This is a genomic window from Desulfobaculum xiamenense (assembly GCF_011927665.1).
GTDB lineage: Bacteria > Desulfobacterota > Desulfovibrionia > Desulfovibrionales > Desulfovibrionaceae > Desulfobaculum > Desulfobaculum xiamenense.
Genome location: NZ_JAATJA010000001.1, coordinates 927089 through 950786, shown reverse-complemented (window position 1 = coordinate 950786; position 23698 = coordinate 927089). Strand labels below are relative to the sequence as shown.

The window sequence follows — 23698 nt, the reverse complement described above, 5'->3', positions numbered from 1 at the left end:
AGCATACTTTAATAGGAAAGCTAGTTGCCATTCTAAGCAAAAGGACATATCTCCATCATAATTTTTCAACAGCAATACTTCGCATAGGAGACACCAATGGGAGATACTATTAACATCTTAGCCGATTCGTTAGATGAACTGGCGGAAGCCATTGAATCTACAAATTCCAACGGACACACTTTCATCGAAAAACACGGGTGGAATCAACCCGCAATCAACGCAAAAGAATTGCAGAGTCTTGTTTTGGAGTTCAGGAGGAAAGTCGACGAATGCCAAAACAGCATTAACGAAAATGTGGATAATGAAGTTATCCAAGAAGCAGCTAGACGATTCGATCTCATAAGACAGCAGTCCATACCTCAAATAAACTCGAACCCGGTTCCTATTATATTATCAATACAGACCACAATTGGCTACTACACGACGATAATGATCCCACAATATCCATGGGAAATAGACGACGGTAAATACCTTCCAACAAAGATACGAAACAGACTTCGGTCTATTCAGGCAGACATAAATGACATTGCCCCAAAAAAGGAACGCCTCAAGGAACAAATACTTCTTATTAGCGAGGCAACAGAATCCGCAGAAAACATTCCAACAAGCCTGCAAGACCTCAGAGAGGCACAGGAAGAAATAAAGAAAATCAACAAGCGATGCGTCGAACTACTTGCAGAAGTAACGGAAAAAACAAATCAAGTTGAAAAAAAGCACGAAACTGTTTGCAACTGCGAAGAAAAAACAAATGCAATTGTCGAAAAGTGCGAAGAAGCATACATGATCACAACAACAAAGGGACTTGCAGCAGCATTTGATCAACGCGCAACAGAGTTGATGAGATCGATGAGATGGTGGGTTGGAGGTCTTGTATGCTCCCTTGCAACAGCAGTAATTATCGGAAAAAACAGATTCGACACACTTCAACCGATACTAGACGCTCCTAATCCAAGCTGGGGCACAGTCTGGATGCATGTTATCCTTTCAATAATAGGAGTAGGCGCTCCAATTTGGCTAGCATGGCTATCAACCAAGCAGATCGGCCAACGATTCAAGGTTGCAGAAGACTATGCATTCAAGGCCTCTACAGCAAAAGCATACGAAGGATACAGGAAGGAAGCCGTCAACCTCGATAAAGATTTCTATTCTAGATTATTCAATGCAGCATTAACTCGCCTTGAAGAGGCCCCATTGCGATTAATCGAAACTGCCGTCCACGGAAGCCCAATGCAAGAATTCATTGATTCGAAAGGATTCAAAAATTTATTAGACAAGGGATCAGAATTCACCAACAGCATCAAAGCAAGCATAGACAAGGCGTCATCCTCCTTAGAAAATTTCACCAAAAAACCCAAGGACGGCTCCGAGTAGCATTCACCTTGCGCCTATCGGGATATGGCCCATGTCGACTATGGCCTTGTCGTCACTCCCTGCTTCAACAAGGCTTGAAAGGCTAGACCACCTCGACTAGCCGATGTCAGCCACACCTACGACAGAACCGTAGCCGACTTGGGACTCAACGAAGGTGTCAACGACAGCGCAGACAAAGTGATCCTGTTACTGATCCTGCCACACAAAAGTGGACCACCAGTTAAGCCACTTCCATCATAACGAGCTGTTTCTCGAATTCGGCAGGCGACATCCAGCCATTTAAGGAATATCTTCGCCTTCGGTTGTAGTAGGCCTCGATGTATTGAAACAGCGCCAGTTCCGTCTCAAGACGCTCTGAAAACCGCCGATGTCGGATGAAGTGGGTCTTAAGGGTGTGGAAGAAGGATTCTGCCACGGCGTTGTCCCAGCAATTCCCTTTGCGGCACATGCTCTGGACGCAGCCGTGCCGTTTCAGTTCCGCTCGAAAATCGTAGCTGGCGAACTGAATTCCCCTGTCACTGTGGACCAGAAGGCCGGGTGACAGCTTCCTTCGCGCAAGGGCCTTGTGAAAAGCCCTTATGGCCGGATGTCTTTCGAGCGAATCGCTCAAATCCCACCCAACGATAATGCGCGAGAACAGGTCGATGAAAACCGTGAGATAATGCCATTTCCGGCCGACCTTGAGATAGGTGATATCTGTGACCCAAGCGGTGTTGGGGGCGGATACCGTGAAGTCTCGATTGAGCAGATTGGGAGCAATCGGTTCGGCATGCTTCGAGTCCGTCGTCACGACGAATCGGCGAGAGGTCTGGCAGCGCAATCCGAGCTGCCGCATGTGCCGAGCAACCCGCTGCCGATTTACATGCCGGAATTCGGTCTCGGCACGCAGATCGGCAGTGATCATGGGACTGCCGACGCATCCCGAATGCTCTTCGTAGAGTTGGAAAATTCGATGACGCAGCCGTGTCGTCTCGGCGGTCCGTCGTGACGGCCTGCGGCCTATCCATGCATAATATCCGCTCTTGGAAACCTTGAGCGCGTGGCACATCCTCTTCACCGAAAACTGCGAGCGGTGGTCCCTGATGAAACAGAATTTCATTTTGGTGCCTTGCTGAATATGGCCAATGCTTTTTTTAATATATCCCGGTCAAGTTCGGCATCCTTGAGCTGCTTTTCAAGTTTCCGAATCCTGCGCTGCTCATCCGTGAGGGCCTCCTTGCCCTGGCCTGGAAATGCGACTTGCCCTTGACCGAGCATCTCACGCCGCCAGCGATAGATGAGATCCACTCCAATCCCTAGGCTCTGCGCAACCTCGGACGCCGCCCGTCCTGATTCCTCGACCATCCGAACGGCATTCCGCTTGAACTCCGCATCGTACGTCCTGCGATTCCTGCTCATCCACTTCTCCTGTTTGCTCGTCAGGATAGTGGCTTAACTTCGTGTCCACAACTCCGTAGCAGGATCAGTATTGCCTCGTCTATTCACGCGGCCAAAAATAATCCCCGACGCTGCCGTCGGGGCGATGAACCTTCAGGTGTCGTTGTCGTGCGGCTGGGAAGCCTTTGTGTTGCGTGGTTCATTTCTGCGTATGGGAAACTGGGAGCTGCATAATTATTCAAACCTGTTTCATGGTCAAGGCGTGTAGCCCTTGATAATCGAGACATGTTTAGAGATGCATGAACGAGGCAGACTCGCCCTCAACATTCAACACGTTTTTAGAATTTGACAGCCAACGGACGCAAAACGTCTCCGACAAGAAATCTATCATCGCGATCCCTGATAATGGCTTGCGGTCGTGTTTTTAGGGCGGGCTGGTGTTGGAGGGGGCGGGGGCTAAGTGGGTTTTTTCGTGGAGGAGCGATGAGCCGTGCGGCGGTTCGGTTTTCTATCGAAAATCCATAGGGTGAAGCGTGAAGTCGGTGGAGTCAGGCGGATATGTTGGCGTGTATTTTTTGCGCGCGGCATCGGCGTTTTCCACCTAGTCGTACGCTGGATGTCGAATGCAGCGCGAAAAAGGTGTGGACGCGAGACGAATGTGATTCGCCTCGCGTCCGATGTTGAGCGTCCGTTGTGATTTCGCAGTGTTACAGATGGTCGCGATGGTGTTGACTCGGTGTAGGATTCACTGCGAAATGTGTTGTTATTTTGAGCTGTTGCGTGATTTTTGCCAGGTTCGACTCCCTTCCCGGCTACCACTGATATTACAAGGGTTTACAGCAACAAAACAGGTTGCCGTAGACCCTTTTGTTTTGCCCAAAATTCATTCCAGGCCCACCGTAATTTGCGCGTTGGTCCGCGTTTGTTGTTTGGCCCCCGTTGAAATCCCCGAAAGGGCGATGCGCGAGGTGTTTCACGGCGGGATGCCCCCGTTGTGGAACTGGATGCAATCATGCTGCGGTCCGGGATTATTGGCATTGATCGCTAGGCCGCATCGGCGTACACGGGATGACGATTTCATTCCGGGTGCTGCCCGTTTTTTGGAGGGAGATTCATGTTCGCGTCTCGAATCGCACTGTTGGCGCTCTTTTTCGCTTTTGTCCTTCTCTGTGGATGTGGCGGGCGTGCCGTTTCGACATCCGGGCCGTTCGGTTCCGCGACGTTGCTTCACGCTCTGTGGGACGACGCGCAATTGGCGGGGAGCGAGGGCGATCTGCGGCGCGTTGCACTTGATCAGCCCGATTTGACCCCGCCGTTACGCACGCAGCCGCTTCGCGTCCTGCCGCCTGTGCCGTCGGTGCAGCAGCACGTTATTCGGCGGGTGGAGCCTGTGGATGGGCGCAAGGTCGTGGCGCTGACCTTCGATCTGTGCGAGCGGGCAGTTCACAGAACGGGCTATCAGAAGGACGTGGTCAATTTTCTGCGCGCGTCTGGTGTGAAGGCGACGTTTTTCGCCGGGGGCAAGTGGATGCGTTCCCATCCCGAGAAGACGATGCAGCTTATGGCGGATTCGCTGTTCGAGCTGGGCAACCACGCGTGGACACACGGGAATCTGGCCATCATGGATGAGGCCGAGGTGCGCCAGCAGATGGACTGGACGCAGGCCCAGTATGAATTGCTGTACGAAGCGTTGCAGACGCGGGCCGATGCGCAGGGGCTGAGTGATGAATTTTGCCACGTCCCGGCATCGATTCGGGTGATGCGTCTGCCGTACGGGCGTGGCGACGTGCGGACGGGAGCCATCCTCGCAGCCATGGGCTTGCCCATGATCCAGTGGTCCGTGACTGGCGAGTACGATGAGCGTGAGCGCACCATCGAGCAGCTTGTGGCGTGGAATCTGGAGCAGATTCGACCGGGTGCGATCGTTTTGATGCACGCCAACACCGTGCCGCAGAAGACGAATGATCTGGTGCGCAGGCTGGTTCCGGAATTGCGCAGGCGCGGCTACGAGTTCGTCACGGTCAGTGAGCTTCTGGCGCTGGGCACCGCCGTGACGGTGACCGACGGCTATTTCGAGCATCCTGGTGACAATCTGGACCTCGATGGGTTGTTCGAGGGCAAGGGGACGCTTGGGCGTGCGAAGTAGCGCCATGTGATGGCAGAGCGGAGTTGGAGATAGTTCATCTTCTGACTTCAATATTTGAATTTTGTTCTTGGTATGTTGCAGGGGTGCGGTGCCGCGATATGGCACCGCGCCCTTTTGTTTGTGCCTTGTTATAGTATAATAGCGCTTTTCTTTGGGCGGCGTATCCGTCGAACCATTCCGCAAGCCGGGCTGAGTGATCAGCCCGGCTTTTTTGTGTTGTGGGATTGCTGTGCGACGAGAAGAGGATTTGCCATCTGGCACATGTGACACGAGGCGTGTCCGTTTGCTGCTACTCACATCGTGTCGCAACGATGAAGGGCTGCAGAGGCCATGGGTTGTGATTCGTTTCGAATGCGGCAGTCGTGCCGCGTGATTCGTGAAGAAATGGAGAACGCAATGTCCGGCAATGGATGCGAAGAGAATGTGATTTCGATCGTGCACGACGCGGTTGTCGAGGCCTTTGCCGCTTCGTTTCCTGACGTGACGGTCGTTTCCAATTCCGATGGCGGGGAGACCGTCGCAATGCCCGTGATTTGGTTGAATCTCGTGAAGGTGTCTCGGGGCGTCGTGATTGGCGACTGCGGGGGGCATCTTCCGCTTCGTTGCGGATGGGTGGCTCGGGTGAAGGTCGCTTCGCGTACTCCGGAGGATATTTTGCGACTCCGGTCGCTCGTTTCGCGGGTGCTCACGTTCGTGGACGGCAATCGGTTCGGTGTCGCCGGGAATCCCGCGACATTTCAGCTTGCGGAGCAGGCGTCTGACGTCGCGGATGGATGCGGCTGGCGCGTGGAGTTCGAGCAGGTGGTGTTCGTTGGGGCGTCTGTGTGGGACGGCGAGGGTGTGGTGCCCTCGGAGGTGCGGGTGTCGCACTCGCCGCTCATCGGCGCGGCGCACGAGGACAAGTACGTGGAGGTCACCGATGGATTTCCGGGCATCTGACATGGAGCGGCGGCTGGCGTCGCTCATCCGCTTCGGCACGGTGGCCGAGGCGGACTATGGTGCGGCCCGCGTGCGCGTGGCCATGGGCGGGGCCGTCTCGGACTGGCTACCGTGGCTGACCCTTCGCGCCGGGAACGACCGCACGTGGTGGGCACCGGAGGTGGGCGAGCAGGTGCTCGTGCTGTCGCCTTCTGGCGAACCCGCGCAGGGCGTGGTGTTGGGCAGCATCTTTCAGGCCGCGCACCCCGCGCCCGCCGTGGTGCCCACGGTGGACCGCCGGGTGTACGCGGACGGCGCGGTCATCGAGTACGACCGCGAGGCGCACCGCCTGCACGCCCTTGTTCCGGGCGATGTGGTGGCCGAGGTTTCGCGCGATGTGAACGTGCGCGCCGGTGGCCGCATCAGCGCAACGGCCGGGGCGGGCGTGGAGATCACCGCCCCGCGCATCACCTTGAACGGCGTCATCTTCCTCAACGGTCCGTTGACGCAGGGCGGCGGCTCTGGCGGCGGCAGCGCCATCTTCAACGCCGCGCTGCACGCCAAGGGCGACATCACCACCGATGCCGATGTGACGGCTGCCGTGTCCCTCAACGGGCACGTGCATCCCTGCCCGCACGGTGGCGAGACCGGAGGGCCGAAGTGATGCGCGGCATGAACGCGACCACGGGCCGGGAGTTGTCCGGCATTGAGCATCTGCGGCAGTCCGTGCGCGACATCCTGACCACGCCCATCGGCTCGCGCGTGATGCGGCGGGATTACGGCTCGCGGCTGTTCGAGCTGGTGGATGCGCCACTGAACGGCGCAACGCTGGTGGAACTCTACGCCGCCACGGCCGAGGCCCTCGCGCGGTGGGAGCCGCGCTTCCGGCTGACCCGCGTGAGCGCCGAAGCCACAGGGGCCGGGCATGTGAGCCTCGATCTGGTGGGCACCTACCTGCCGGACGGACGTGAGATCAGCATGGAGGGGATCATCGTATGAGTGGTTTTTCGGACATTGATCTGTCGCGGTTACCCGCGCCCCGCGTGGTGGAGACACTGTCTTTCGAGAGGGTGCTCGCCGCGATGCGCGCGGACCTCGTGTCTCGCGATCCTGCCTACACGGCACTTTTGGAATCCGACCCCGCGCTCAAGGTGTTGGAGGTGGCGGCCTATCGCGAGGTGCTTCTGCGCCAGCGCGTGAACGATGCGGCCCGGGCCGTGATGCTGGCCCACGCCGTGGGGAGCGATCTGGACAACCTTGCGGCGCTGGTGCCGCTGACGCGGCGGGTGGTGGACCCCGGTGATCCGGATGCGCTGCCGCCCGTGCCGCCGACCATGGAGAGCGATGCGGAGTTTCGCCGCCGGGTGCAGCTTGCACCCGAGGGCTTCAGCACGGCGGGGCCGGACGGGGCCTACCTGTTCCATGCCCTGAACGTGCCGGGAGTGAAGGACGCCGCAGTGTCCAGCCCTGCGCCGGGCGAGGTGCTGGTGCATGTGCTTGGTCTGGGCGGGAACGGTACGCCCGACGAGGTTACGCTGGGCGCGGTGCGCGCCGCCCTCTCGGCTGCAGAGACGCGGCCTTTCACGGACCATGTGGAGGTGCGTGCGGCGGAGATCGTTTCCTACGAGGTGCGGGCCACGCTCTATGTGCAGCCGGGGCCGAGTTTCGAGGCCGTGAAGGTGGTGGCTGGCCGGACCTTGGCTGCCACGGCAGCGGCCAGTCACGTACTGGGCGCGGGCATGGCGTTGTCCAAACTCTATGCAGCGTTGCAGGTGGAGGGCGTAGCTCGTGTGAAGCTTGTCGCTCCGGCGGCGGATGTTGCGTGCCTGCCGCATCAGGCTGCGCACTGCGCGGGCGTGACGCTGGAGGTGGCCCTTGTCTAGGAGCCTTTTGCCGCCGAGTGCGTCGGCCCTGGAGCGGGCGCTGGCCGAGGGGGTGGCGCGGCTGTCCGCCGTGCCCGTGCCTCTGCGTGAGGTGTGGAGTCCCGGAGACTGTCCGGCGGAGCTTTTGCCATGGCTGGCGTGGGCGCTGTCCGTGGATGCGTGGGATGCCGCGTGGAGCGAGGAGCAGAAGCGCGAGGTCGTTCGCGCCGCCGTGTGGGTGCATCGGCACAAGGGCACGCGCGGAGCCGTGGACCGGGCCGTGGGCTCGCTGGGCTACCGTGTGCGCATCCGCGAGTGGTGGGAGGCCGAGCCAGCCGGGCAGCCGTTCACCTTTTCCATCGAGATCGAGGTGGACGACCGGGGCGTGGACGCCGCGCTGTACGGCTCGCTGACGCGGGTGGTCGCCGCCGCCAAGAATACGCGGTCGCATTTTGCTGGGTTCACCGTGGCGAGCAAGGTGCGTGGGGAGGTGTGCGCGGGAGTTGCCTTGCAGACCGGCGCGGTGCTTCGCGTTGTGCCGTGGCAGGCCGAGAACATCTCCGAGACCGGTGCCGTGTGGGCTGGATGTGCGTTGCAGAACTTTTCAAGCGTAACCGTCAACCCCTAGCGAGGGAGCAATGGCCAAGGAATTCTTTGTCATACTCACTGATATTGGTCGGGCCAAGCTGGCGAATGCCGTTGCGCTCGGCCAGAGCATCACGCTCACGCACATGGCCGTGGGCGACGGCGGCGGCGAGAGCGTGACGCCGGATGCGGTGCGCACGGCCCTCGTGCGTGAGGTGTACCGGGCGCAGCTCAACACACTTGAGACTGACCCGGACAATCCCAACTACATCGTGGGCGAACTGGTTATTCCGTCTGAGGTGGGCGGCTGGACCATTCGCGAGGCGGGCGTCATCGACAGCGACGGCAACCTGTTCGCCGTGGGCAACCTGCCCGCGTCCTACAAGCCGAAGCTCGATGAGGGCAGCGCGGCGGAGCTGCGCGTGCGCCTTGTCATGGAGGTGGGTAGCGCTGCGTCCGTGACGCTCAAGGTGGACCCCACGGTGGTGCTGGCCAGCCGTGAGTACGCCGAGCGTATGGCGACCACGGCCGTGACTGCGCACAATCGCGATTCGCAGGCGCATCCGGACATTAGGCAGACGCTGGCCAAGAAGGCCGAGCAGACGGACCTTGCCGCCCACACGGGGAGCAAGTCGAACCCTCACTCCGTGACCGCCGCGCAGGTGGGTGCGGTGCCGAAGGCCGGGGGAAGTTTTGACGGGGGTGTGGATGCCGACACGTTAAGGGCTCGACATGGGCTGACGGTGAGTGGCGGCTATGTCACATGGAATAGTTACAGTTCCTCGCATGGAGAGGGGGATGTTCGGGGGTACTACAGCCCAAAGTATGGAAAGCTTGATCTAACTGCAAGAGATACGCAGGGGCAGACGCTCCCGCTGGATATCACCCTGAACGGGCACAAGGTTTGGCATCACGGCAATGACGGGTCGGGGAGCGGCTTGGATGCAGATACGCTCGATGGGCACGATGCAAGCGATTTTGCGTGGAAAGCCAGCGAGGTTCCGGTGGGGGCGATCATCGCCGTGGCGACGGCTACTGCGCCCAAGCATCACCTCAAGTGCAACGGCGCGGCGGTCGGGCGTACGACATATGCGAACCTGTTTGCGGCCATTGGCACGCGCTTCGGCGCAGGCGACGGCTCCACCACGTTCAACCTGCCGGACCTGCGCGGCGAATTCGTGCGCGGTTGGGACGACGGGCGCGGTGTGGATGCCGGGCGTGCGCTGGGGAGTGCGCAGGGGGATGAAATCAAAGCGCATGACCACCAACAGCGTATAGCTTTTAGTGGAGATAGTACTTCGTGCGCAAGAGATGGCGGTCATTTGCCGGGGGCATTTGGTGGCACGACATCAATGACCGGCGGTCCAGAAACCCGCCCCCGCAACGTCGCGCTCATGTACTGCATTAAATACTAGGAGTCATCACGCATGATCATCCATCACTATCATCCGGTCAGCGGCGTGTATCTGGGGCAGGGCGAGGCGGACGAGAGCCCGCTGGAACCCGGCGTGTATCTCATCCCCGCGCATGCGACCGAGGCCGCACCGCCCGTGTGTGCCGAGGACGAGATCGCCCGCTGGAGCGGCGAGGCGTGGACCGTGGTCCCGGACCTGCGCGGTGCCGCGTACTGGACCAGCCCCCGCGAGCGCCACGAGATCACCGACATCGGCGATACCATCCCCGAGGGCGCGACCATAGCCCCGCCGCCCAGCGAGTATCACGCATGGGACGGCATGCAGTGGGTGGAGGACGCCGAGGCGCGCGGCGCGCAGCTCGCCGCCACCATCCGCGCCGAGCGCGACCGCCGCATGCGCGAGGTCTACGACCCTGCGGCCATGCAGCTCCTGCGGCATCGTCGAGCCGTTGTCGCCAGCGGAGGCGACACCACGGACATCGACGCCCAGCTTACCGCGTGGGACGTCTATGCCTCCGCGTTGGAGACTATCCCCGAGCAGTCCAAATTTCCCGAAAGTGTCGAATGGCCTGTTGAACCTGCAACCGAAACCGCAACACACGAGGTTTGATCAATGTCTGAACAGTTTCTGCATGGCGTGGAAGTCATCGAGATCGATGCCGGTCCGCGTCCCATTCGCACGGTGAAGAGTTCCGTCATCGGCATTGTGGGCACGGCTCCGGACGCCGATGCTAGCGTCTTTCCCCTGAACGTCCCGGTGCTTGTAGCGGGTAACCGGCGCGAGGCCGCAAAGCTCGACACCACCGGCGCGGGCAAGGGCACGCTGCCCGTCGCGCTGGACGGCATTCTGGACCAGTGCGGGGCCATGGTCGTCGTGATTCGTGTGGACGAGGGGGCCGATGAGGCCGCCACCATGACGGCGATTGTCGGCGGCGTGGACGCGACCACCGGCCAGTACACCGGCGTGCAGGCACTTCTGGCCAGCCAGTCCGTTCTCGGCTTCACCCCGCGCATCCTCGTCGCCCCGGGCTTCACGCACCAGCGCGCCGAGGACCCGGCGAACCCCGGCAAGCACCTCAAGAATCCCGTGGTGGCGGAGCTGGAAGGCATTGCCGAACGGCTGCGCGCGGTGGTCATCGCCGACGGCCCGAATACCAACGACGCCGACGCCATCGCCGCCATTGGCGACAGCGGCACGGCCCGCGTGTTTATGGTGGACCCGTGGGTGAAGGTGTTCCGCGACGGCGCGTACCACGACGAGCCCGCCTCGGCCCGCGTGGCAGGCATGATCGCCCGCACGGACAACGACCGTGGCTTCTGGTGGTCGCCCTCCAATCGCGAGGTGCTTGGCGTGTCCGGCACCGCGCGCCCGGTGGACTTCACCCTCGGCGATACGAACTGCCGCGCCAACGCGTTGAACGAGAAGAACGTGGCCACCATCATCAACGAGGGCGGCTATCGCCTGTGGGGCAACCGCACCGGCAGCATCGATCCCAAGTGGTGCTTCCTGTCCGTGCGCCGTACGGCGGACATGATCAACGAGTCCATCCTCGCCGCGCACCTGTGGGCCGTGGATCGCAACATCACCAAGACCTACGTGGAGGACGTGGTGGAAGGCGTGAACGCCTACCTGCGCCACCTCACGGCGGTGGGTGCCATCCTCGGCGGCGAGTGCTGGGCCGACCCTGAACTCAACACCCCGGATCAGGTGCAGCAGGGCAAGGTCTACTTCGACTTCGACTTCACCCCGCCGTACCCGGCCGAGCACGTGACGTTCCGTTCGCATCTGGTCAACGACTACATCGAGGAGGTCTTCAACTGATGCCTGCCAAGGATATTCTGAAGAATTTCGCACTGTTCGTGGATGGTCGCGGCTATGTGGGCGACTGCGAGGAAGTCCAGCCCCCGAGCCTGTCCCTCGTCACCGACGACTTCCGCGCGGGCGGCATGGACGCCCCCGTTGCGCTGGACATGGGCATGGAGAAGCTGGAGGGCACCTTCACCCTCACCCGCCAGTGCGCGGACGTGCTGATGAGCTTCGGCGTGACGCAGAACAGCGGCGTGCAGATCACCGCGCGCGGCGCGCTGGAAAGCCTCGACGGCACGGTGACGCCCGTCACCATCCAGATGCGCGGCTGCGTTGTGAAGATCGAGTCCGGCGCGTGGAAGCCGGGCGAGAAGTCCACGCTGTCCGTGACCGTGGCGCTGACCTACTACAAGCGCGAGCAGGGTGGAAAGGTGCTGCACGAGATCGACGTGCCGAACATGAAGCGCATCATCGGCGGCGTCGATCAGCTCGCCGAAATCCGCAAGGCCTGCGGGATGTAGGAGACGGACATGGAAACGATCACCCTGGACTATCCCGTTGAGCACAAGGGCCAGACCTACGCCGAGCTGCACATGCGCCGCCCCCGCGTGGGCGACATGGTCCTCGGCGACAAGCGCGGCGGCACCGATCTGGAGAAGGAACTGATCCTCTTCGCCACGCTGTGCGAGGTTCCGCCCGCCGTCCTCGAAGGGCTGGACATGAAGGACTATCGCAAGGTGCAGGAACGCTACACGGGTTTTTTGTCCTAGACGCCGACGACGCCCGGCGCGGCGTTCTGGCCCTCGCATCGCATACGGGCTGGAGCCGCGCCGAGATTCTGGGGCTGGCGGTCGATGAATTCGTGATGTGGCTTTCGCATCTGTCAAATAAACGGAGCATGTAGTGTCCAATCAAGGTGTTTCCGCCGATCAGGATGGGGTTGTCGCGCAGGGGCAGATGGTGCCAGTGGTGAAGATGGGCGTGGCGTGTCTCAAGGACATCCGCGTCGTCATGCCCGACATCGTCACCCGTTTGGATGGCCTGTTGGGGGCGGCTGGTGAAGCTGGAACGAACGAGCCCGCCCCGGTTTCGAAGCTCCACGGAGGTGGCGCTCCGGCGTCCGGCTCCGCAGGGGAGCGCAAGCCCGACAACGGCGGAGCACCTTTGGGAGGGCAGAGCGCCGAAAAGGGCGAACGGGTCGATGGAGCGCTGGCCGCTGCGGAACTGTATGCCGATGTTGTTGCACGGGTCTGTGCCGCCGTGACTGAATGGAATCAGCTCACGGTGCGCCAGAACGTCCTTGCGGGGGCGCTTGGCGTGTCCGCCGACGGGCTGGCGGCATGGGAAGGCGTTCTTGGCGACATGGGCATGCAGGCTTCGTCCGCGGGCAAGCTTATCGGTGCGCTTGGCAATGGCCTGAAGTCGGCAATGGAATCGGGAGGCGAGTCGCCCGCAGGTGAAAGCCTGCGGGCCCTCGGCCTCTCCGCAGAAAAACTTCGGGAGCTTTCTCCCGAGGAACAGTTTCAGGCGGTGGCCACCGCACTGAAGGACATGCCGGATGCCGCTGGCGCGACGGCTGCCGCCAATGAACTTTTGGGTGCGGATGGCGCGGCCTTCGTGGCGCAGCTTCGCAAGCGGCGGGAGGGCGTTGACGAACTGCTGGGGCGTCAGCGCCAGTTGAACATTTTGAGTGATGAGGGCCGCTCCGGTGCGGAAGCCTACGCCGGGGCATACAACCGGTTGAACACCGTCATCGGCGGTGCGGTGAGCGAATTTTCGGGACTTGTGGGCGGAGCTGTGGCTCCGCTCATGGACATGGGAACGGATTGCCTTGCCGCTGGGCTTGGTCAACTGCGTGACGGGTTCGCAAGCGTTGCCCAATCGGCGGCCATGGGGGATTGGGCTGGCATTGCCGTCGCCATTGCCGGTGTGGTCGCTGTGGTTTTCTCCGCGGTACTTGCCTTGGGCAAGCTGAAGCGGCTTGCGGCTTCAATTGTCGGCAAGGGGGGCGGCGGATTCGCCATTCCCGTACGAGTCGTCAATCTTGGAGGCGGTGCCATGAGCGGGGGCGAGTCCGGGGGCGGCGAATCGGATGGGAAAAAAGGTCGGCGCAAAAAAAAGAGGGCGCGTGTACCTAGAAGGGTGCGGAGGCCCAAGCGTGCGTTAGCCGGGGGACTTGTCGAAAATTTCCGGACCGTGGTTACGAAGCCCGCCGTTGTGGCGAAATCCATCATTGGCAAGGCTATGGACAAGGGGCGTGCGTTTGGTTCGGTATTCGGCAAGGGCGGGCTGAAAACTGCTGGCCGGGCCGTAGGCAAGGTGTTTCGCCCTGTGGGGATGGCACTTTCGGCCTTGGACATGGTCGATGCCGTACGCTCTGGCGACACCGCCAAGGTTGGGGGAAGCCTCGGAAGCATTGGCGGTTCGGCGGCCGGAGCCATGGCTGGTGCGGCCATAGGATCGGTCGTTCCCGTGATCGGTACCGCGCTTGGCGGGATAGTGGGCGGAATCCTGGGCGGCATGGGTGGCGAGTCCCTTGGTGAATTCCTGGGGGGCATGTTTGCTCCCAACAAAGACGGGCAGGCAGCCGCAGGCGAGGAAAAGGGTGCGCTTGCCGGCGCGTCGGAAGCGACTTCGGCTTCCGTCGTGGCCAAGGCGGCTCCTGTCGCCACGCCTGCCGCGTCGGGGGAAACCTCGGCAGCGGTTCCGGCGGTGGCTCCCGCTGCGTCGGTCGTGTCGCATACCGCGCCTGCGACGGCGAATGCCCAGCCTCTTCCTGGGAATGCGAGTGCCATGGAGGGGAGCGCTGGGGCCGTGCCCTGTGGCGGAGCCGCCGCGATGACCATGAACGTGGGCGGTATCACGATTGCCGCCGCACCGGGGATGTCTCCGGATGAGATCGCGGATGTCGTCATCCGCAAACTTCAGGCCCTGCGGCGAGACGGCGAACGCAGGTTCCTGCACGATAGGTAGCCATGACGAAGATAATGATGAAACTCGGGCGGTATTCGTTTTCCGTGGATACTGCGGCGTATGGGCGCTTCGAGCGTTCGGCCGCCTATCGCTGGGCGGCGCAGGAGCGCCACGGGCGCGAGGCCGCCTTGCAGTATCTTGGTCCGGGCGACGAGACGGTCTCCCTTTCCGGCGTGATTCATCCGCATTTCCGTGGTGGGCTGGGGCAGGTGGCGGACATGCGGCGTGAGGCCGGGCGCGGCACACCGCTGCTCCTTGTGGACGGGCGCGGGAATGTGCTGGGGCGTTGGGTCATTTTGAGCGTGGCCGAGACGCATGGCGTGCTGTTTAACGACGGCGTGCCGCGGACCGTGGAGTTCACCCTGAACCTGCGCTATTTCGGGAGGGTGTGATGATTCGCTACCGCACCAAGGATGGCGACATGCTGGACCTCATCTGTCAGCGGCACTACGGGCGCACGGCGGACGTGGTGGAGACCGTGCTCGACGCCAACCCCGGCCTTGCGGCCTTCGGACCGGTGCTGTCGGCGGGGCTGGTCATCGTATTGCCGGAGATTTCCGAGCCGCACGCGATCGAGGAGGGGGTGACCCTGTGGGATTAGATCCTGATCGGCACGCGCCGACATTTCGCATCGAAGCGGACGGCAAGGATATAACCAGAGTGCTGCGCGAGCGGCTGGTGTCCCTGTCCGTCATGGATGAGGCGGGGATGCAGTCCGACGCGTTGAGCCTTACGCTTGCCGACGTCGCGCCGCACATTCTGCTTCCGCCCACCGGGGCAGAATTGCGGGTGTGGCTGGGCTACGGGACGCGGGTGCAATTCATGGGGCTGTACGTGGTGGATGGCATCACCATCGGTGGGCCGCCGGATTCCATGAGCATCAAGGCGAACGGCGCACCATTCGAGAAGAGCGAGAACTTCAGCGAGTTGCAGACCCAGCGGACGCGTTCGTGGCTGCCGCAATCCGTAGGCGAACTAGTCAGGTGCATCGCCGCCGAACATGGACTCGTTGCGGCCATTGCCGACGCGCTTGACCGTGTCATGCTCTCGCATCTCGATCAGATCAACGAAAGTAGCATGAATCTGCTGACGCGCGTGGCTGCCGGGCTTGGCGCAGTGGCCAAGGCCAACGGTGGGGCGCTCGTCTTCGTCCGGAAGGGAGAGGGACTATCGGCCAGCGGGCAGGAACTGCCGACACTGCCGCTGACGCCGCGGGATGTGACGAATTGGTCCGTCAGCATTTCCGGGCGCGAGAATTATCGCAGTGTGGTGGCGACATGGCGGGACGTCGCCACCGCGCAGGATGTGGAGGAATGCGTGGGGGAGGGGGAGCCTGTCTTTCGCATCAGACATTCCCACCCTTCGCGGGAGGCCGCGCAGCAGGCTGCGCGTGCGAAGCTCGACTCGTTTTCCAGCGGTAAGCGGACGCTTTCCCTGACGCTTCCGGGCGACCCTGCCTTGCGTGCCGAATGCCGCGTGGAATTGAGCGGATTCCGCGATGGCGTGAACGGGACGTGGAGCATCGCTCGGGCCGAGCATCGGCTGGGCAGCGGGGGGTACGTGACCTCGCTGGATGCCGAGTGCGTGTGATGTTCAGGCATTGGAACGAGGACGGAAAAAGACCGCCGATGTGCGTAGCGCATGTCGGCGGTCTTTATTTTTTCAAGATGCTGCCGTCTTAGAAGACGAAGGGCGTTTCGCGGGCGAGCCTGCGCAGGTCGTGCTGATTGGCGGCATCGAGTTTGCGCATGATGTTGGTCTTGTGCTTTTCCACGGTCTTGATGCTGATGAACAGCAGGTTGGAAATCTCCGCGTTACTGTGACCATCCACGACAAGTTGCAGCACGTCGCGCTCGCGATGGGTGAGGCTGTCCAGCTTGTTCGTGGGGGCGGCGGTGTTGCGACCGTCCAGATAGCCGTGAATGACGTCCATCGACACCGTGGGGCTGAGGTAGCTCTTGCCGTTCATGACGCTGTTGATGGCGGTGGCAAGATCCTCGTTGGTGGAGTCCTTGACCACATAGCCATCTGCCCCGGCACGTAGCGCGGAGTAGACGAATTCCTCGTCGCTGTGCGCGGTGAGGACGAGAATGCGCAGCTTCGGAAGAGTCTTGCGCAACTCTTCGATGACCCGTACGCCGCTCATGCGCGGCATGGTCAGATCGATGAGGAGCAAATCCACATCCAAGGTGCGGATTTGCTCCAGCGTCTCGATTCCGTCGGAGGCTTCACCAACGACGATCCAGTCCGGATTCGCGCTGATGAGGACCTTGAGTCCGTCGCGAAGAAGCGTATGGTCTTCAGCAATGAATATTCTGGTGCATTCCTTCACTTGTATCTCCGGAATCATGGCCGGATGGATGTGCGACGACCTTGTCCTCGAACGGTTGCAGGGCGTATCCGAAATGCGCTGCCAGAAGGCGAAGCGGCGTCACGTCCTTTGCCGAGTGTATGGCGTCGCAGAGGGAGTCTGTGGAACTGCACAGATCCTGACAGAGCTCGCAGCGTTGTGCCAGCGTTGCTGGAATTTTTCCAAGCCTTTCCTGTTCACGAAACCACGCAACGATGATATCTCCGAACGACATAGTCCCCCCCAAAGAATATGTAAAGTTGTTTACAATCTATGTACAGTGAATACGAGCCGAATGGCCTCGTGTAAATGCAGGTGCCCCTCCTTTTCATGGTAGGGTTTTGAGAAATTAAAGGTAGGGTTTGCCCCGGAAAGTGGTGGGAACCCGCATAAAACGTGGGACGCATGGTTGGCACCGAAGTGTGCCAATGAGAGAAATGCAATGATTCATGCGGATTGAAAGGCCGTTATGTTTGGTGTATCGACCCTCATAAAATAAACTGTCCTTACGGAGGGACGTATGCATCGTACAGGAATTCTTTGTCTCGCAATCATGATTGTCGGGCTACTTGCCGGTTCGGCCGATGCGCAGCCGCGCAAGGTCGTCATCTCCGGCGGATCCGGCGCCATGGACGGAGCCGTCTGCGTCGCCATCGCCAAGGGATACCTCGCAGAAAACGATATTGACGCGGAGCTTCGTATCTATCGCAACGGTTCGGCCGCGCTGGAGGGCTTTCTTGCCGGGGAGGCCGATTTCGTGTCCACCAACCGGGTGGGCGTCGTGCTGACGGATTTCGATCCGTCCCGATTTGCCTTCATCGCCACGCTTTCCACGTCGGACAGCCAGACCAAGGTCCTGTGCCGCAAGAGCGCTGGCATCGCCCAGCCTGCCGACCTGCGGGGCAAGCGCATTGGCACCGTTCGCGGAACGACGGCGCACTATTACCTTCATAAGTTCCTGATTCATAACGGCGTGTCGCCTCGGGACGTGAAGGTCGTCTACCTCAAGAAGAAGCAGTTGCCCGAAGCCCTCGTCGCAGGCGAGATCGATGCCATGTGCCAGCACGGCACGCCGTTCGATCAGGCAAAGAGCGCACTCGGGGACGACGCCATCATTTTCGGCAACCCCAAGCTTGATCGCAAGCTCGTTCCCCTGATGGCCCGGCGGGACATGATCGCCAACGAGCCGAAGGTCATTGAGGGGCTGTTCCGAGGCATCCGCAAGGCGGAGTTGTGGATTGCGGACCATCAGGAGGAGGCGAGCCGGATCATTGCCGACATGCGTCATCTGTCCTACGAGTCGACGCTCGCTTTCCTGCGCAACGAGGCCGATTTCAACCTCTCCCTTGAGCAGAGCGTTCTGCTCAATCTCGAAAATGTCGAGATGTGGGCCATCGAGAGCGAGCTTGTGGAGCGCAAGACGCCCCGGAACATGCTGGACATCGTCGACTACCACCCGCTGGAGAAGGTCTTTCCCGAAAGCGTGACCATTATTCGCTAGAGAATGAGCATTCGATCCAAACTGCGGCTTCTGGCGCTGGGAACGGCGCTGCTCATCGCGTTGGCCTCGGCATGTCTGTACTGGGCCGAACGTGGTATCGGTCTTGCGCTTTGCAGGAGTCAGGGGGCCTACGCGATACTCAGCGGCGTGACGGAGCTCAACCTGCTCGCCAACGAGTTTGACGGATCGAATGCTTCGCGCCTTGAAACCCAGTGGACCAGGCGCTGGGAAAGCCTCAACCGCGAGATCGCGACGTTTGTGAGCGTCTACCCGAAAACCCCCGGCCTTGACAGATTCATGCGTGAGTTCATCAAGGCCGAGGGTCTTTTTGACGAGTTCGTGAGCGTTTCGAAGCAGGTTCAGCAGAGCGAAAGCCGGGAGCTTGTCGCGGCGCGGGCCAATCTGCTCGCCCATTTCACCGTGGTGCTCGTTTCCGTGGAGGCCAACGCCAAGAAGGTGTCCTCGGAGGCCGTGCGCGAGATCGGCGATGTGCAGCGCACGCGCAACCTCGTGCTCTTGGGCATCGTCGTGGTGGCCGTGGTCATGTTTTGCATTTGGCTGCGTTTTCTGAGTCGAGGGATTCTTGCCCCGCTTGAGGTTGTACACCGAGGCGTCGTCCGGCTACGTGATGGCGAACTCGGCTGCGAGGTGCCCGTTCCTGCTTCGGCGGATGAAGTGGGTGCGTTGGCCCGAGCCTTCAACGAAATGTCGCGCAGCCTGCGTGATGTGACGGTTTCCCGTGACGAATTGCAGCGCGAGGTGCAGGTGCGCAAGAAGGCCGAGGCCTCGCTGCGCGATGCCCAGCGTGCCGTTTTCGCGGCGGGCGAGCGCGAGCGGATACGCATCGGCCGGGAACTGCACGACGGCATCTGTCAGGACCTCACCGCCATCCGTTTGCATCTGGGCAACCTCGTCCATGCGCTGTCGCCCTCTGAGATCGAGGTGGGGCGCTCGATCACGGCCGTCAACGACTATCTCCTTAAGGTGCTTGAGGAAATCCGTCGTTTGGTCATGGATTTGCGTCCGGCCATGCTCGACGAGATTGGCCTGTTGTCCACACTGCGCTGGAAGTGCCGGCAGATACGCAAGGCGCATGGCCTGGACATCTCCTTGGATATGCCGGGCGACGAGGCGCGCATCCCTGAGGATCTCAAGGGCACGCTGTATCGTATCGTGCAGGAGGCGCTCAACAATATCGTCAGACACAGCGGCGCACGCCATGCGGACGTGGTGCTGGAGATCGACGAGGACGAATTGACGCTCATCGTTTTTGATGATGGGTGCGGATTCGACGTGGAGCAGGGGGCCAGAGCGGGATACGGCTTGGCAAACATGCGCGAGCGCGCACATGCCTTTGGCGGCAGTTTCGAGGTGTCGTCGGCACAGGGCGTGCGGTTGACTGCGCGATTCCCTCTCCAGTTCGTCGATGCCGACGGTTGAGCCCTCAACGGTGGCGAAATGCCCTGTGTCATCCGAGCGTGAAGGGAATTTTGCGGCGGGCGAACCATCCGGTTTGTCCGCCGTTTGTTTTTCTTGGGCCACGTGGAAGGAACGTATCGCGGGCGTGCTTTGGGGAAGAGTGACGCGCCGCGTCGCTATGCCCTTTGCAAAAAAGTCTGTGACGGTATATGCAGAGAATGACAGGAGAACCAATCCGGAGGAATCTGCATGACTGCCATTGCGAGGATTGCGGCGTTCGTCGTCTGTGTGACTGCCCTGTGCGTGGTTATGGGCTGCAATGCGGCACGCACCACGCCCGGCAAGGCGACGCCCGCCGCGTCGGCCGATCCGCTCACTGCGTTGCGCGGGAAGCTCTTTCTGCTCAGGGATGCCCGCGACATGCGGTTGGCCGTACTCAAGCTTGTCAAGGAAGGGCAGCAGGAGGACGCGCTTCTGAAACGCGCCAGGCATCTGACCTTCGCCGATTTCGAGACCTTCATCCGAAGCCGGAGCGACGCGGCGCAGATCAATTATCAGGGAGGCGGGCGCTTCCGCTATGATGCCCGGAATTTGCTGCTGGCGGAGGAAGTCGTTTCCGAGATCGTGTTTCGGCTCCGGCTGACGCAGGTGGACGTGGACGGAAGAGCGCTGGAGGCGATAGTGCTGGAGGGTGTGGACGTGCGTGGGCACGACATCATGCCCTATGCCGGGTACAAGGTGTATCGGGACATCCTTGCGCTGGCCATGAAGTGACGCCGCGGAAGGGCGGCCATGGCGGAATGGGCGGGCCGGGGCACGTCGCGAACGGGGAGGCGGCTGGGCCGCGCTCCCCGTGTGATGCGATGTTCCGGCGCAGGTCGGAAGGCTTCTACTTTTCGTCTATCTGCCGAACGGCTGTGCCGTAGCAGGAGATGTACTTGCTGCCATCGGGATGGAAGGCCACGTTTTCCCTGTAGCCCACGATGGCGTTTGCTCCGTTGGAGATTGCCCGGGTGATCATGCCGTAGAAGGCCTGCTCCATGTCGTATCCGCGATATGCGGCCAGCCCGATGACGCGCTTGACCGTCTTGGCCGGAATGTCCTTCGTGGTGACGACCGGGAACTTGCCGGAGATGAAGAGGTCCTTGGCGATGGAAATATTGTCCGGCTTGGGATTCTCGGCGTGGGGTTTCTTGAGCAGGGAAATCATGAAAGTCCTCCTTGGCTGGTGCTGCGCCATCCATGTGAAAACGTTGTGTGATCAGGTTCGCCTTTCCTTAAGCAAAGAGTTTGCCAAGTCCGTGCGAATGGCGTGGATGTTGGCTTGCAGCCGAATCGGTCCGCGATGCGACATGGATATGCCGCCGAGTGCTGACGGAAAAATGACGGTTCGCTTCCCCTCTCGACAGTGGGCGGTGAAATCCGTATCAGAGTGAACGTCATGATCATGCGCGAAGAGCGTTTCGAATCGTGATGGGCGACACACTATTCTGCAACCGGGATCGGATGACCGAATGAAGCGTTTACTCCTTTTGACACTGTACGTCTGCCTTGCGTTGTTTCCGCAGGCAATGGCCAGCGCTGCGGACGATGGCTACGGCTATCCCTTCGATGACCCCTATGTGTCCACCGTGGTGGGCACTCCCGGGGAACTCATGCACGTGCCGGCGGCGCGCGTGATGCCTCTGCGTCACTTCCTGCGTGTCGATACGCGCGAGGTGCCGGACCTGTTCTGGCATAGCCGCTCGCTGCGCTATTCCGCAGCGCTCCAGTCCGGGCGCGCACCACTCATATTCCTTATCGCCGGAACGGGTGCGGGCTACAATTCCCAGAAGCTCGCCTACCTTCAGCAGGTCTTCTACGCTGCGGGCTATCACGCCGTGTGCGTATCATCCCCAACGCATCCCAACTTCATCGTCAGCGCCTCGACGTCTCGCGCACCGGGTTACATCGTGGACGATACGGAGGATCTGTACAGAGTCCTTCGGCTCATCGATGAGGACCTTGATCTTGGCGATCGTGTGGAGGGCTACTATCTGTCGGGATACAGTCTTGGCGGTGCGCAGGCGGCTTTTTTGGCCCGTCTGGACGAGGAGAGGGGCGCCTTCGGATTCCGGCGCGTGCTCATGCTCAATCCGCCCGTCAGCCTTTATGATTCCGCCCTGCGCCTCGATGCGCTGCTCGATGACGCGGCTGCGTCCGGCGAGAGCACCGAGGAGACCGTCAGCCGACTCGTCGGCGTCGTTTCCGAGTATTACTCCAGCCGCGAGAAGGTCGATTTCGGCGGGGACTTCCTGTACCGGCTCTACAACTACCGCCCGGTTCCGGAGAAGGATCTGCGGGTGCTGGTGGGCGTGTCGTTTCGCATGTCGTCGGCGAACATCATCTTCGCCACCGATGTCTGCCTCGGAACCGGATACATCGTTCCGCGCGGCGTGCAGCTCGAACCGTCCGACCCGCTACGCAGTTATCTCCTTGCGGCGGTGAAGCTGGATTTTCGCGACTATTTTGATGAATTCCTCGCGCCGTACCTGCATCATCGCGACCCGTCGCTGACGGCGGAGGAGATCATCCGGCGCAGCAGTCTTGAGAGCATCGCGGACTACCTTGCAGATTCGGACAAGATTTACATGGCAACCAATGCGGACGATCCCATCCTGTCCGGCACCGATGTCGAATTCCTGCGCCGGACCTTCGGTTCCCGCGCCATCATCTATCCCCGTGGCGGACATTGCGGAAACATCATGTATAGCGAGAACGTGGCGGACATGCTGGCCATCATGGCCGGGAAGGAGGTCCGCCGATGAGGATGCGAGCAGCCATTCTTCTTGCCGCTTTCGTGCTTATGCTTAGCGGCTGCGCGGCGAAGGCCCCAACCCCGGTGACCGACTTCCGTGCGCCGGTGCAACACGCGCCTGAAAAGGTGGACATTTCACCGGACAGCCCCTTTTACGTCTATGATCCGTGGGAGCGGATGAATCGACGCATCTACGATTTCAACGCGCGGCTCGACCACTACGTGCTCATGCCCGTGGTCGAAACGTACGAGCGCATCGTGCCTCATCCCGTGCGCCGAGGCGTCTCGAATTTCTTTTCGAACCTCGGAGAATTGCCGACGTTTTTGAATTGCCTGCTTCAGCTTGATGGCGCGGGTGCCGCGAATACGTTCGGACGCTTCGCGACGAACACCGTGCTTGGCGTGGGCGGTCTGTTCGACGTAGCCGACGCGGGCGGACTGTACCATCAGCATGAGGATTTCGGGCAGACGCTCGCCGTATGGGGAGTCCCTCGCGGGCCGTATCTCGTCCTGCCTGTGCTTGGTCCGTCCAACGTTCGCGACGCCGCAGGCCTTGCCGTGGACGGAACCGTGGTGTGGATCGAGGAGGATGCCGTCATGGATATGCTCGATCCCGAATACACGTGGGGCTTCCGGATGAGTTATACCAGCCTCAAGTGTATAACGCTCCGCGAGCAGGTTCTTTTCCGGTATTACGAGGACGGCTCGCTTTTCGAGTATGATCTGGTGCGCTTCCTCTACAGCAAGAAGCGCGAATGGGATGTGAGCAAGTAGTTTTGCGCGCCACTGGTCCGCATGCGTCGGTTGTGCATGCTGGGTGGCGGCTTTGGATTCGAAGGAGTTGCAGAATGAGAACCGGTGTGAAGATTTTCGGAACGTTCAATGGCATTTCGCCCGAGGCGTATGAGGAGTTGCGTCCGGAACTGACCTTCGACGAGGTCGAGTACGCGAACGGCACGGTGACCATCGCCCATGATGGCTATCATCCCGGTGCGGAGCTGCTTGTCATCCGCGTCATGGAATGCATGCGCGAGGGGGCCGAGAGCGGGCTGGACATCCTCGACCACGACGAGAATACCATCATCCGCTACGCCATCGAGCACGACGGCTTCCGCACCCGTGTCATAAACATGGACGATGCCACCCCCGTCTACCCCGAGCACCGTCACGAATAGGAC

24 protein-coding genes and 1 pseudogene are annotated in these 23698 nt (G+C 60.8%); 22 read left to right on the top strand and 3 right to left on the bottom strand.

Going from position 1 to position 23698, the window contains the following annotated elements; genetic code table 11:
* Window positions 1–96: 96 nt before the first annotated feature.
* Window positions 97–1371, top strand: a complete 1275-nt coding sequence (locus GGQ74_RS04315) for a hypothetical protein (protein ID WP_167940291.1) — start codon at window positions 97–99, stop codon at window positions 1369–1371.
* 220 nt (window positions 1372–1591) lie between these two features.
* Here the strand turns inward: GGQ74_RS04315 and GGQ74_RS04310 are convergent.
* Window positions 1592–2769 (bottom strand): annotated as a pseudogene (locus GGQ74_RS04310) (IS3 family transposase).
* 1201 nt (window positions 2770–3970) lie between these two features.
* On the opposite strand from GGQ74_RS04310, the gene GGQ74_RS04305 reads away from it, so the two are divergent.
* The 15 genes from GGQ74_RS04305 to GGQ74_RS04235 all read left to right on the top strand — a co-directional run bounded on the left by GGQ74_RS04305 (window position 3971) and on the right by GGQ74_RS04235 (window position 16043).
* Entirely contained in the window at window positions 3971–4894 is a 924-nt protein-coding gene (locus GGQ74_RS04305) for a polysaccharide deacetylase family protein (protein ID WP_167940290.1), read from the top strand.
* 654 nt (window positions 4895–5548) lie between these two features.
* A complete protein-coding gene (locus GGQ74_RS04300; RefSeq protein ID WP_167940289.1) occupies window positions 5549–5833 on the top strand; it encodes a hypothetical protein in 285 nt (94 codons plus the stop codon).
* Complete coding sequence (locus tag GGQ74_RS04295; protein ID WP_167940288.1) at window positions 5814–6476, top strand: phage baseplate assembly protein V; 663 nt, start codon at window positions 5814–5816, stop codon at window positions 6474–6476. Before GGQ74_RS04300 ends, GGQ74_RS04295 begins: the two co-directional genes overlap by 20 nt.
* Window positions 6476–6811, top strand: coding sequence for a GPW/gp25 family protein (locus tag GGQ74_RS04290; RefSeq protein ID WP_209280063.1), 336 nt, complete (start codon window positions 6476–6478; stop codon window positions 6809–6811). Before GGQ74_RS04295 ends, GGQ74_RS04290 begins: the two co-directional genes overlap by 1 nt.
* A complete protein-coding gene (locus GGQ74_RS04285) occupies window positions 6808–7695 on the top strand; it encodes a baseplate assembly protein (protein WP_167940286.1) in 888 nt (295 codons plus the stop codon). The genes GGQ74_RS04290 and GGQ74_RS04285 overlap by 4 nt, the downstream gene beginning before the upstream one ends.
* On the top strand, window positions 7688–8302 hold the full coding sequence (locus GGQ74_RS04280) for a phage tail protein I (protein ID WP_167940285.1): 615 nt from the start codon (window positions 7688–7690) through the stop codon (window positions 8300–8302). Before GGQ74_RS04285 ends, GGQ74_RS04280 begins: the two co-directional genes overlap by 8 nt.
* A gap of 10 nt (window positions 8303–8312) precedes the next feature.
* Complete coding sequence (locus GGQ74_RS04275; protein WP_209280062.1) at window positions 8313–9674, top strand: phage tail-collar fiber domain-containing protein; 1362 nt, start codon at window positions 8313–8315, stop codon at window positions 9672–9674.
* 12 nt (window positions 9675–9686) lie between these two features.
* Window positions 9687–10283 carry a phage tail assembly chaperone gene (locus GGQ74_RS04270; protein ID WP_167940284.1) on the top strand — a complete coding sequence of 199 codons (597 nt, stop codon included), beginning with the start codon at window positions 9687–9689 and terminating at the stop codon, window positions 10281–10283.
* A 3-nt stretch (window positions 10284–10286) separates the two neighbouring features.
* Entirely contained in the window at window positions 10287–11495 is a 1209-nt protein-coding gene (locus GGQ74_RS04265; RefSeq protein WP_167940283.1) for a phage tail sheath C-terminal domain-containing protein, read from the top strand.
* Window positions 11495–12001, top strand: coding sequence for a phage major tail tube protein (locus tag GGQ74_RS04260; RefSeq protein ID WP_245168117.1), 507 nt, complete (start codon window positions 11495–11497; stop codon window positions 11999–12001). The genes GGQ74_RS04265 and GGQ74_RS04260 overlap by 1 nt, the downstream gene beginning before the upstream one ends.
* Window positions 12002–12010: 9 nt before the next feature.
* A complete protein-coding gene (locus GGQ74_RS04255; RefSeq protein ID WP_167940282.1) occupies window positions 12011–12250 on the top strand; it encodes a phage tail assembly protein in 240 nt (79 codons plus the stop codon).
* Window positions 12251–12383: 133 nt separating this feature from the next.
* The gene (locus tag GGQ74_RS04250) at window positions 12384–14453 is read left to right on the top strand and encodes a hypothetical protein (RefSeq protein ID WP_167940281.1); all 2070 of its coding nucleotides are present in this window, start codon (window positions 12384–12386) and stop codon (window positions 14451–14453) included.
* Window positions 14454–14455: 2 nt separating this feature from the next.
* Entirely contained in the window at window positions 14456–14845 is a 390-nt protein-coding gene (locus GGQ74_RS04245) for a phage tail protein (RefSeq protein ID WP_167940280.1), read from the top strand.
* On the top strand, window positions 14845–15054 hold the full coding sequence (locus tag GGQ74_RS04240; RefSeq protein ID WP_167940279.1) for a tail protein X: 210 nt from the start codon (window positions 14845–14847) through the stop codon (window positions 15052–15054). Before GGQ74_RS04245 ends, GGQ74_RS04240 begins: the two co-directional genes overlap by 1 nt.
* Window positions 15045–16043 carry a contractile injection system protein, VgrG/Pvc8 family gene (locus tag GGQ74_RS04235; RefSeq protein ID WP_167940278.1) on the top strand — a complete coding sequence of 333 codons (999 nt, stop codon included), beginning with the start codon at window positions 15045–15047 and terminating at the stop codon, window positions 16041–16043. The genes GGQ74_RS04240 and GGQ74_RS04235 overlap by 10 nt, the downstream gene beginning before the upstream one ends.
* Window positions 16044–16131: 88 nt before the next feature.
* On the opposite strand, the gene GGQ74_RS04230 is transcribed toward GGQ74_RS04235, so the two are convergent.
* Entirely contained in the window at window positions 16132–16785 is a 654-nt protein-coding gene (locus GGQ74_RS04230; RefSeq protein WP_167940277.1) for a response regulator, read from the bottom strand.
* A 538-nt stretch (window positions 16786–17323) separates the two neighbouring features.
* Between GGQ74_RS04230 and GGQ74_RS04225 the strand changes: the two genes are divergently transcribed.
* The 3 genes from GGQ74_RS04225 (at window position 17324) to GGQ74_RS04215 (ending at window position 20497) form a co-directional block, all read left to right on the top strand.
* Window positions 17324–18304 (top strand): ABC transporter substrate-binding protein, encoded by a 981-nt coding sequence (locus GGQ74_RS04225; protein WP_167940276.1) that lies wholly within the window; start codon window positions 17324–17326, stop codon window positions 18302–18304.
* Between the two features lie 3 nt (window positions 18305–18307).
* Window positions 18308–19744, top strand: a complete 1437-nt coding sequence (locus GGQ74_RS04220; RefSeq protein WP_167940275.1) for a sensor histidine kinase — start codon at window positions 18308–18310, stop codon at window positions 19742–19744.
* Between the two features lie 228 nt (window positions 19745–19972).
* The gene (locus tag GGQ74_RS04215; RefSeq protein WP_167940274.1) at window positions 19973–20497 is read left to right on the top strand and encodes a hypothetical protein; all 525 of its coding nucleotides are present in this window, start codon (window positions 19973–19975) and stop codon (window positions 20495–20497) included.
* A 115-nt stretch (window positions 20498–20612) separates the two neighbouring features.
* Here the strand turns inward: GGQ74_RS04215 and GGQ74_RS04210 are convergent, their stop codons facing one another.
* Window positions 20613–20933 (bottom strand): heavy metal-binding domain-containing protein, encoded by a 321-nt coding sequence (locus GGQ74_RS04210; RefSeq protein WP_167940273.1) that lies wholly within the window; start codon window positions 20931–20933, stop codon window positions 20613–20615.
* 304 nt (window positions 20934–21237) lie between these two features.
* Here GGQ74_RS04210 and GGQ74_RS04205 point away from each other — a divergent pair, with 304 nt between their 5' ends.
* The 3 genes from GGQ74_RS04205 (at window position 21238) to GGQ74_RS04195 (ending at window position 23695) form a co-directional block, all read left to right on the top strand.
* Window positions 21238–22530 (top strand): alpha/beta fold hydrolase, encoded by a 1293-nt coding sequence (locus GGQ74_RS04205; RefSeq protein WP_167940272.1) that lies wholly within the window; start codon window positions 21238–21240, stop codon window positions 22528–22530.
* A complete protein-coding gene (locus tag GGQ74_RS04200) occupies window positions 22527–23294 on the top strand; it encodes an MlaA family lipoprotein (protein WP_167940271.1) in 768 nt (255 codons plus the stop codon). Before GGQ74_RS04205 ends, GGQ74_RS04200 begins: the two co-directional genes overlap by 4 nt.
* A 74-nt stretch (window positions 23295–23368) precedes the next feature.
* Complete coding sequence (locus GGQ74_RS04195; protein WP_167940270.1) at window positions 23369–23695, top strand: hypothetical protein; 327 nt, start codon at window positions 23369–23371, stop codon at window positions 23693–23695.
* Window positions 23696–23698 lie beyond the last annotated feature (3 nt).

Excerpts from the sequence above, each read along its gene's own strand:
- GGQ74_RS04270 (WP_167940284.1), top strand. The coding sequence starts at position 9,687 with ATGATCATCCATCACTATCATCCGGTCAGCGGCGTGTATCTGGGGCAG.
- GGQ74_RS04255 (WP_167940282.1), top strand. The coding sequence starts at position 12,011 with ATGGAAACGATCACCCTGGACTATCCCGTTGAGCACAAGGGCCAGACC.
- GGQ74_RS04215 (WP_167940274.1), top strand. The coding sequence starts at position 19,973 with ATGACTGCCATTGCGAGGATTGCGGCGTTCGTCGTCTGTGTGACTGCC.
- GGQ74_RS04240 (WP_167940279.1), top strand. The coding sequence starts at position 14,845 with ATGATTCGCTACCGCACCAAGGATGGCGACATGCTGGACCTCATCTGT.
- GGQ74_RS04245 (WP_167940280.1), top strand. The coding sequence starts at position 14,456 with ATGACGAAGATAATGATGAAACTCGGGCGGTATTCGTTTTCCGTGGAT.
- GGQ74_RS04290 (WP_209280063.1), top strand. The coding sequence starts at position 6,476 with ATGCGCGGCATGAACGCGACCACGGGCCGGGAGTTGTCCGGCATTGAG.
- GGQ74_RS04220 (WP_167940275.1), top strand. The coding sequence starts at position 18,308 with ATGAGCATTCGATCCAAACTGCGGCTTCTGGCGCTGGGAACGGCGCTG.
- GGQ74_RS04285 (WP_167940286.1), top strand. The coding sequence starts at position 6,808 with ATGAGTGGTTTTTCGGACATTGATCTGTCGCGGTTACCCGCGCCCCGC.
- GGQ74_RS04275 (WP_209280062.1), top strand. The coding sequence starts at position 8,313 with ATGGCCAAGGAATTCTTTGTCATACTCACTGATATTGGTCGGGCCAAG.
- GGQ74_RS04265 (WP_167940283.1), top strand. The coding sequence starts at position 10,287 with ATGTCTGAACAGTTTCTGCATGGCGTGGAAGTCATCGAGATCGATGCC.
- GGQ74_RS04210 (WP_167940273.1), bottom strand. The coding sequence starts at position 20,933 with ATGATTTCCCTGCTCAAGAAACCCCACGCCGAGAATCCCAAGCCGGAC.
- GGQ74_RS04295 (WP_167940288.1), top strand. The coding sequence starts at position 5,814 with ATGGATTTCCGGGCATCTGACATGGAGCGGCGGCTGGCGTCGCTCATC.
- GGQ74_RS04315 (WP_167940291.1), top strand. The coding sequence starts at position 97 with ATGGGAGATACTATTAACATCTTAGCCGATTCGTTAGATGAACTGGCG.
- GGQ74_RS04195 (WP_167940270.1), top strand. The coding sequence starts at position 23,369 with ATGAGAACCGGTGTGAAGATTTTCGGAACGTTCAATGGCATTTCGCCC.
- GGQ74_RS04205 (WP_167940272.1), top strand. The coding sequence starts at position 21,238 with ATGAAGCGTTTACTCCTTTTGACACTGTACGTCTGCCTTGCGTTGTTT.
- GGQ74_RS04260 (WP_245168117.1), top strand. The coding sequence starts at position 11,495 with ATGCCTGCCAAGGATATTCTGAAGAATTTCGCACTGTTCGTGGATGGT.
- GGQ74_RS04225 (WP_167940276.1), top strand. The coding sequence starts at position 17,324 with ATGCATCGTACAGGAATTCTTTGTCTCGCAATCATGATTGTCGGGCTA.
- GGQ74_RS04200 (WP_167940271.1), top strand. The coding sequence starts at position 22,527 with ATGAGGATGCGAGCAGCCATTCTTCTTGCCGCTTTCGTGCTTATGCTT.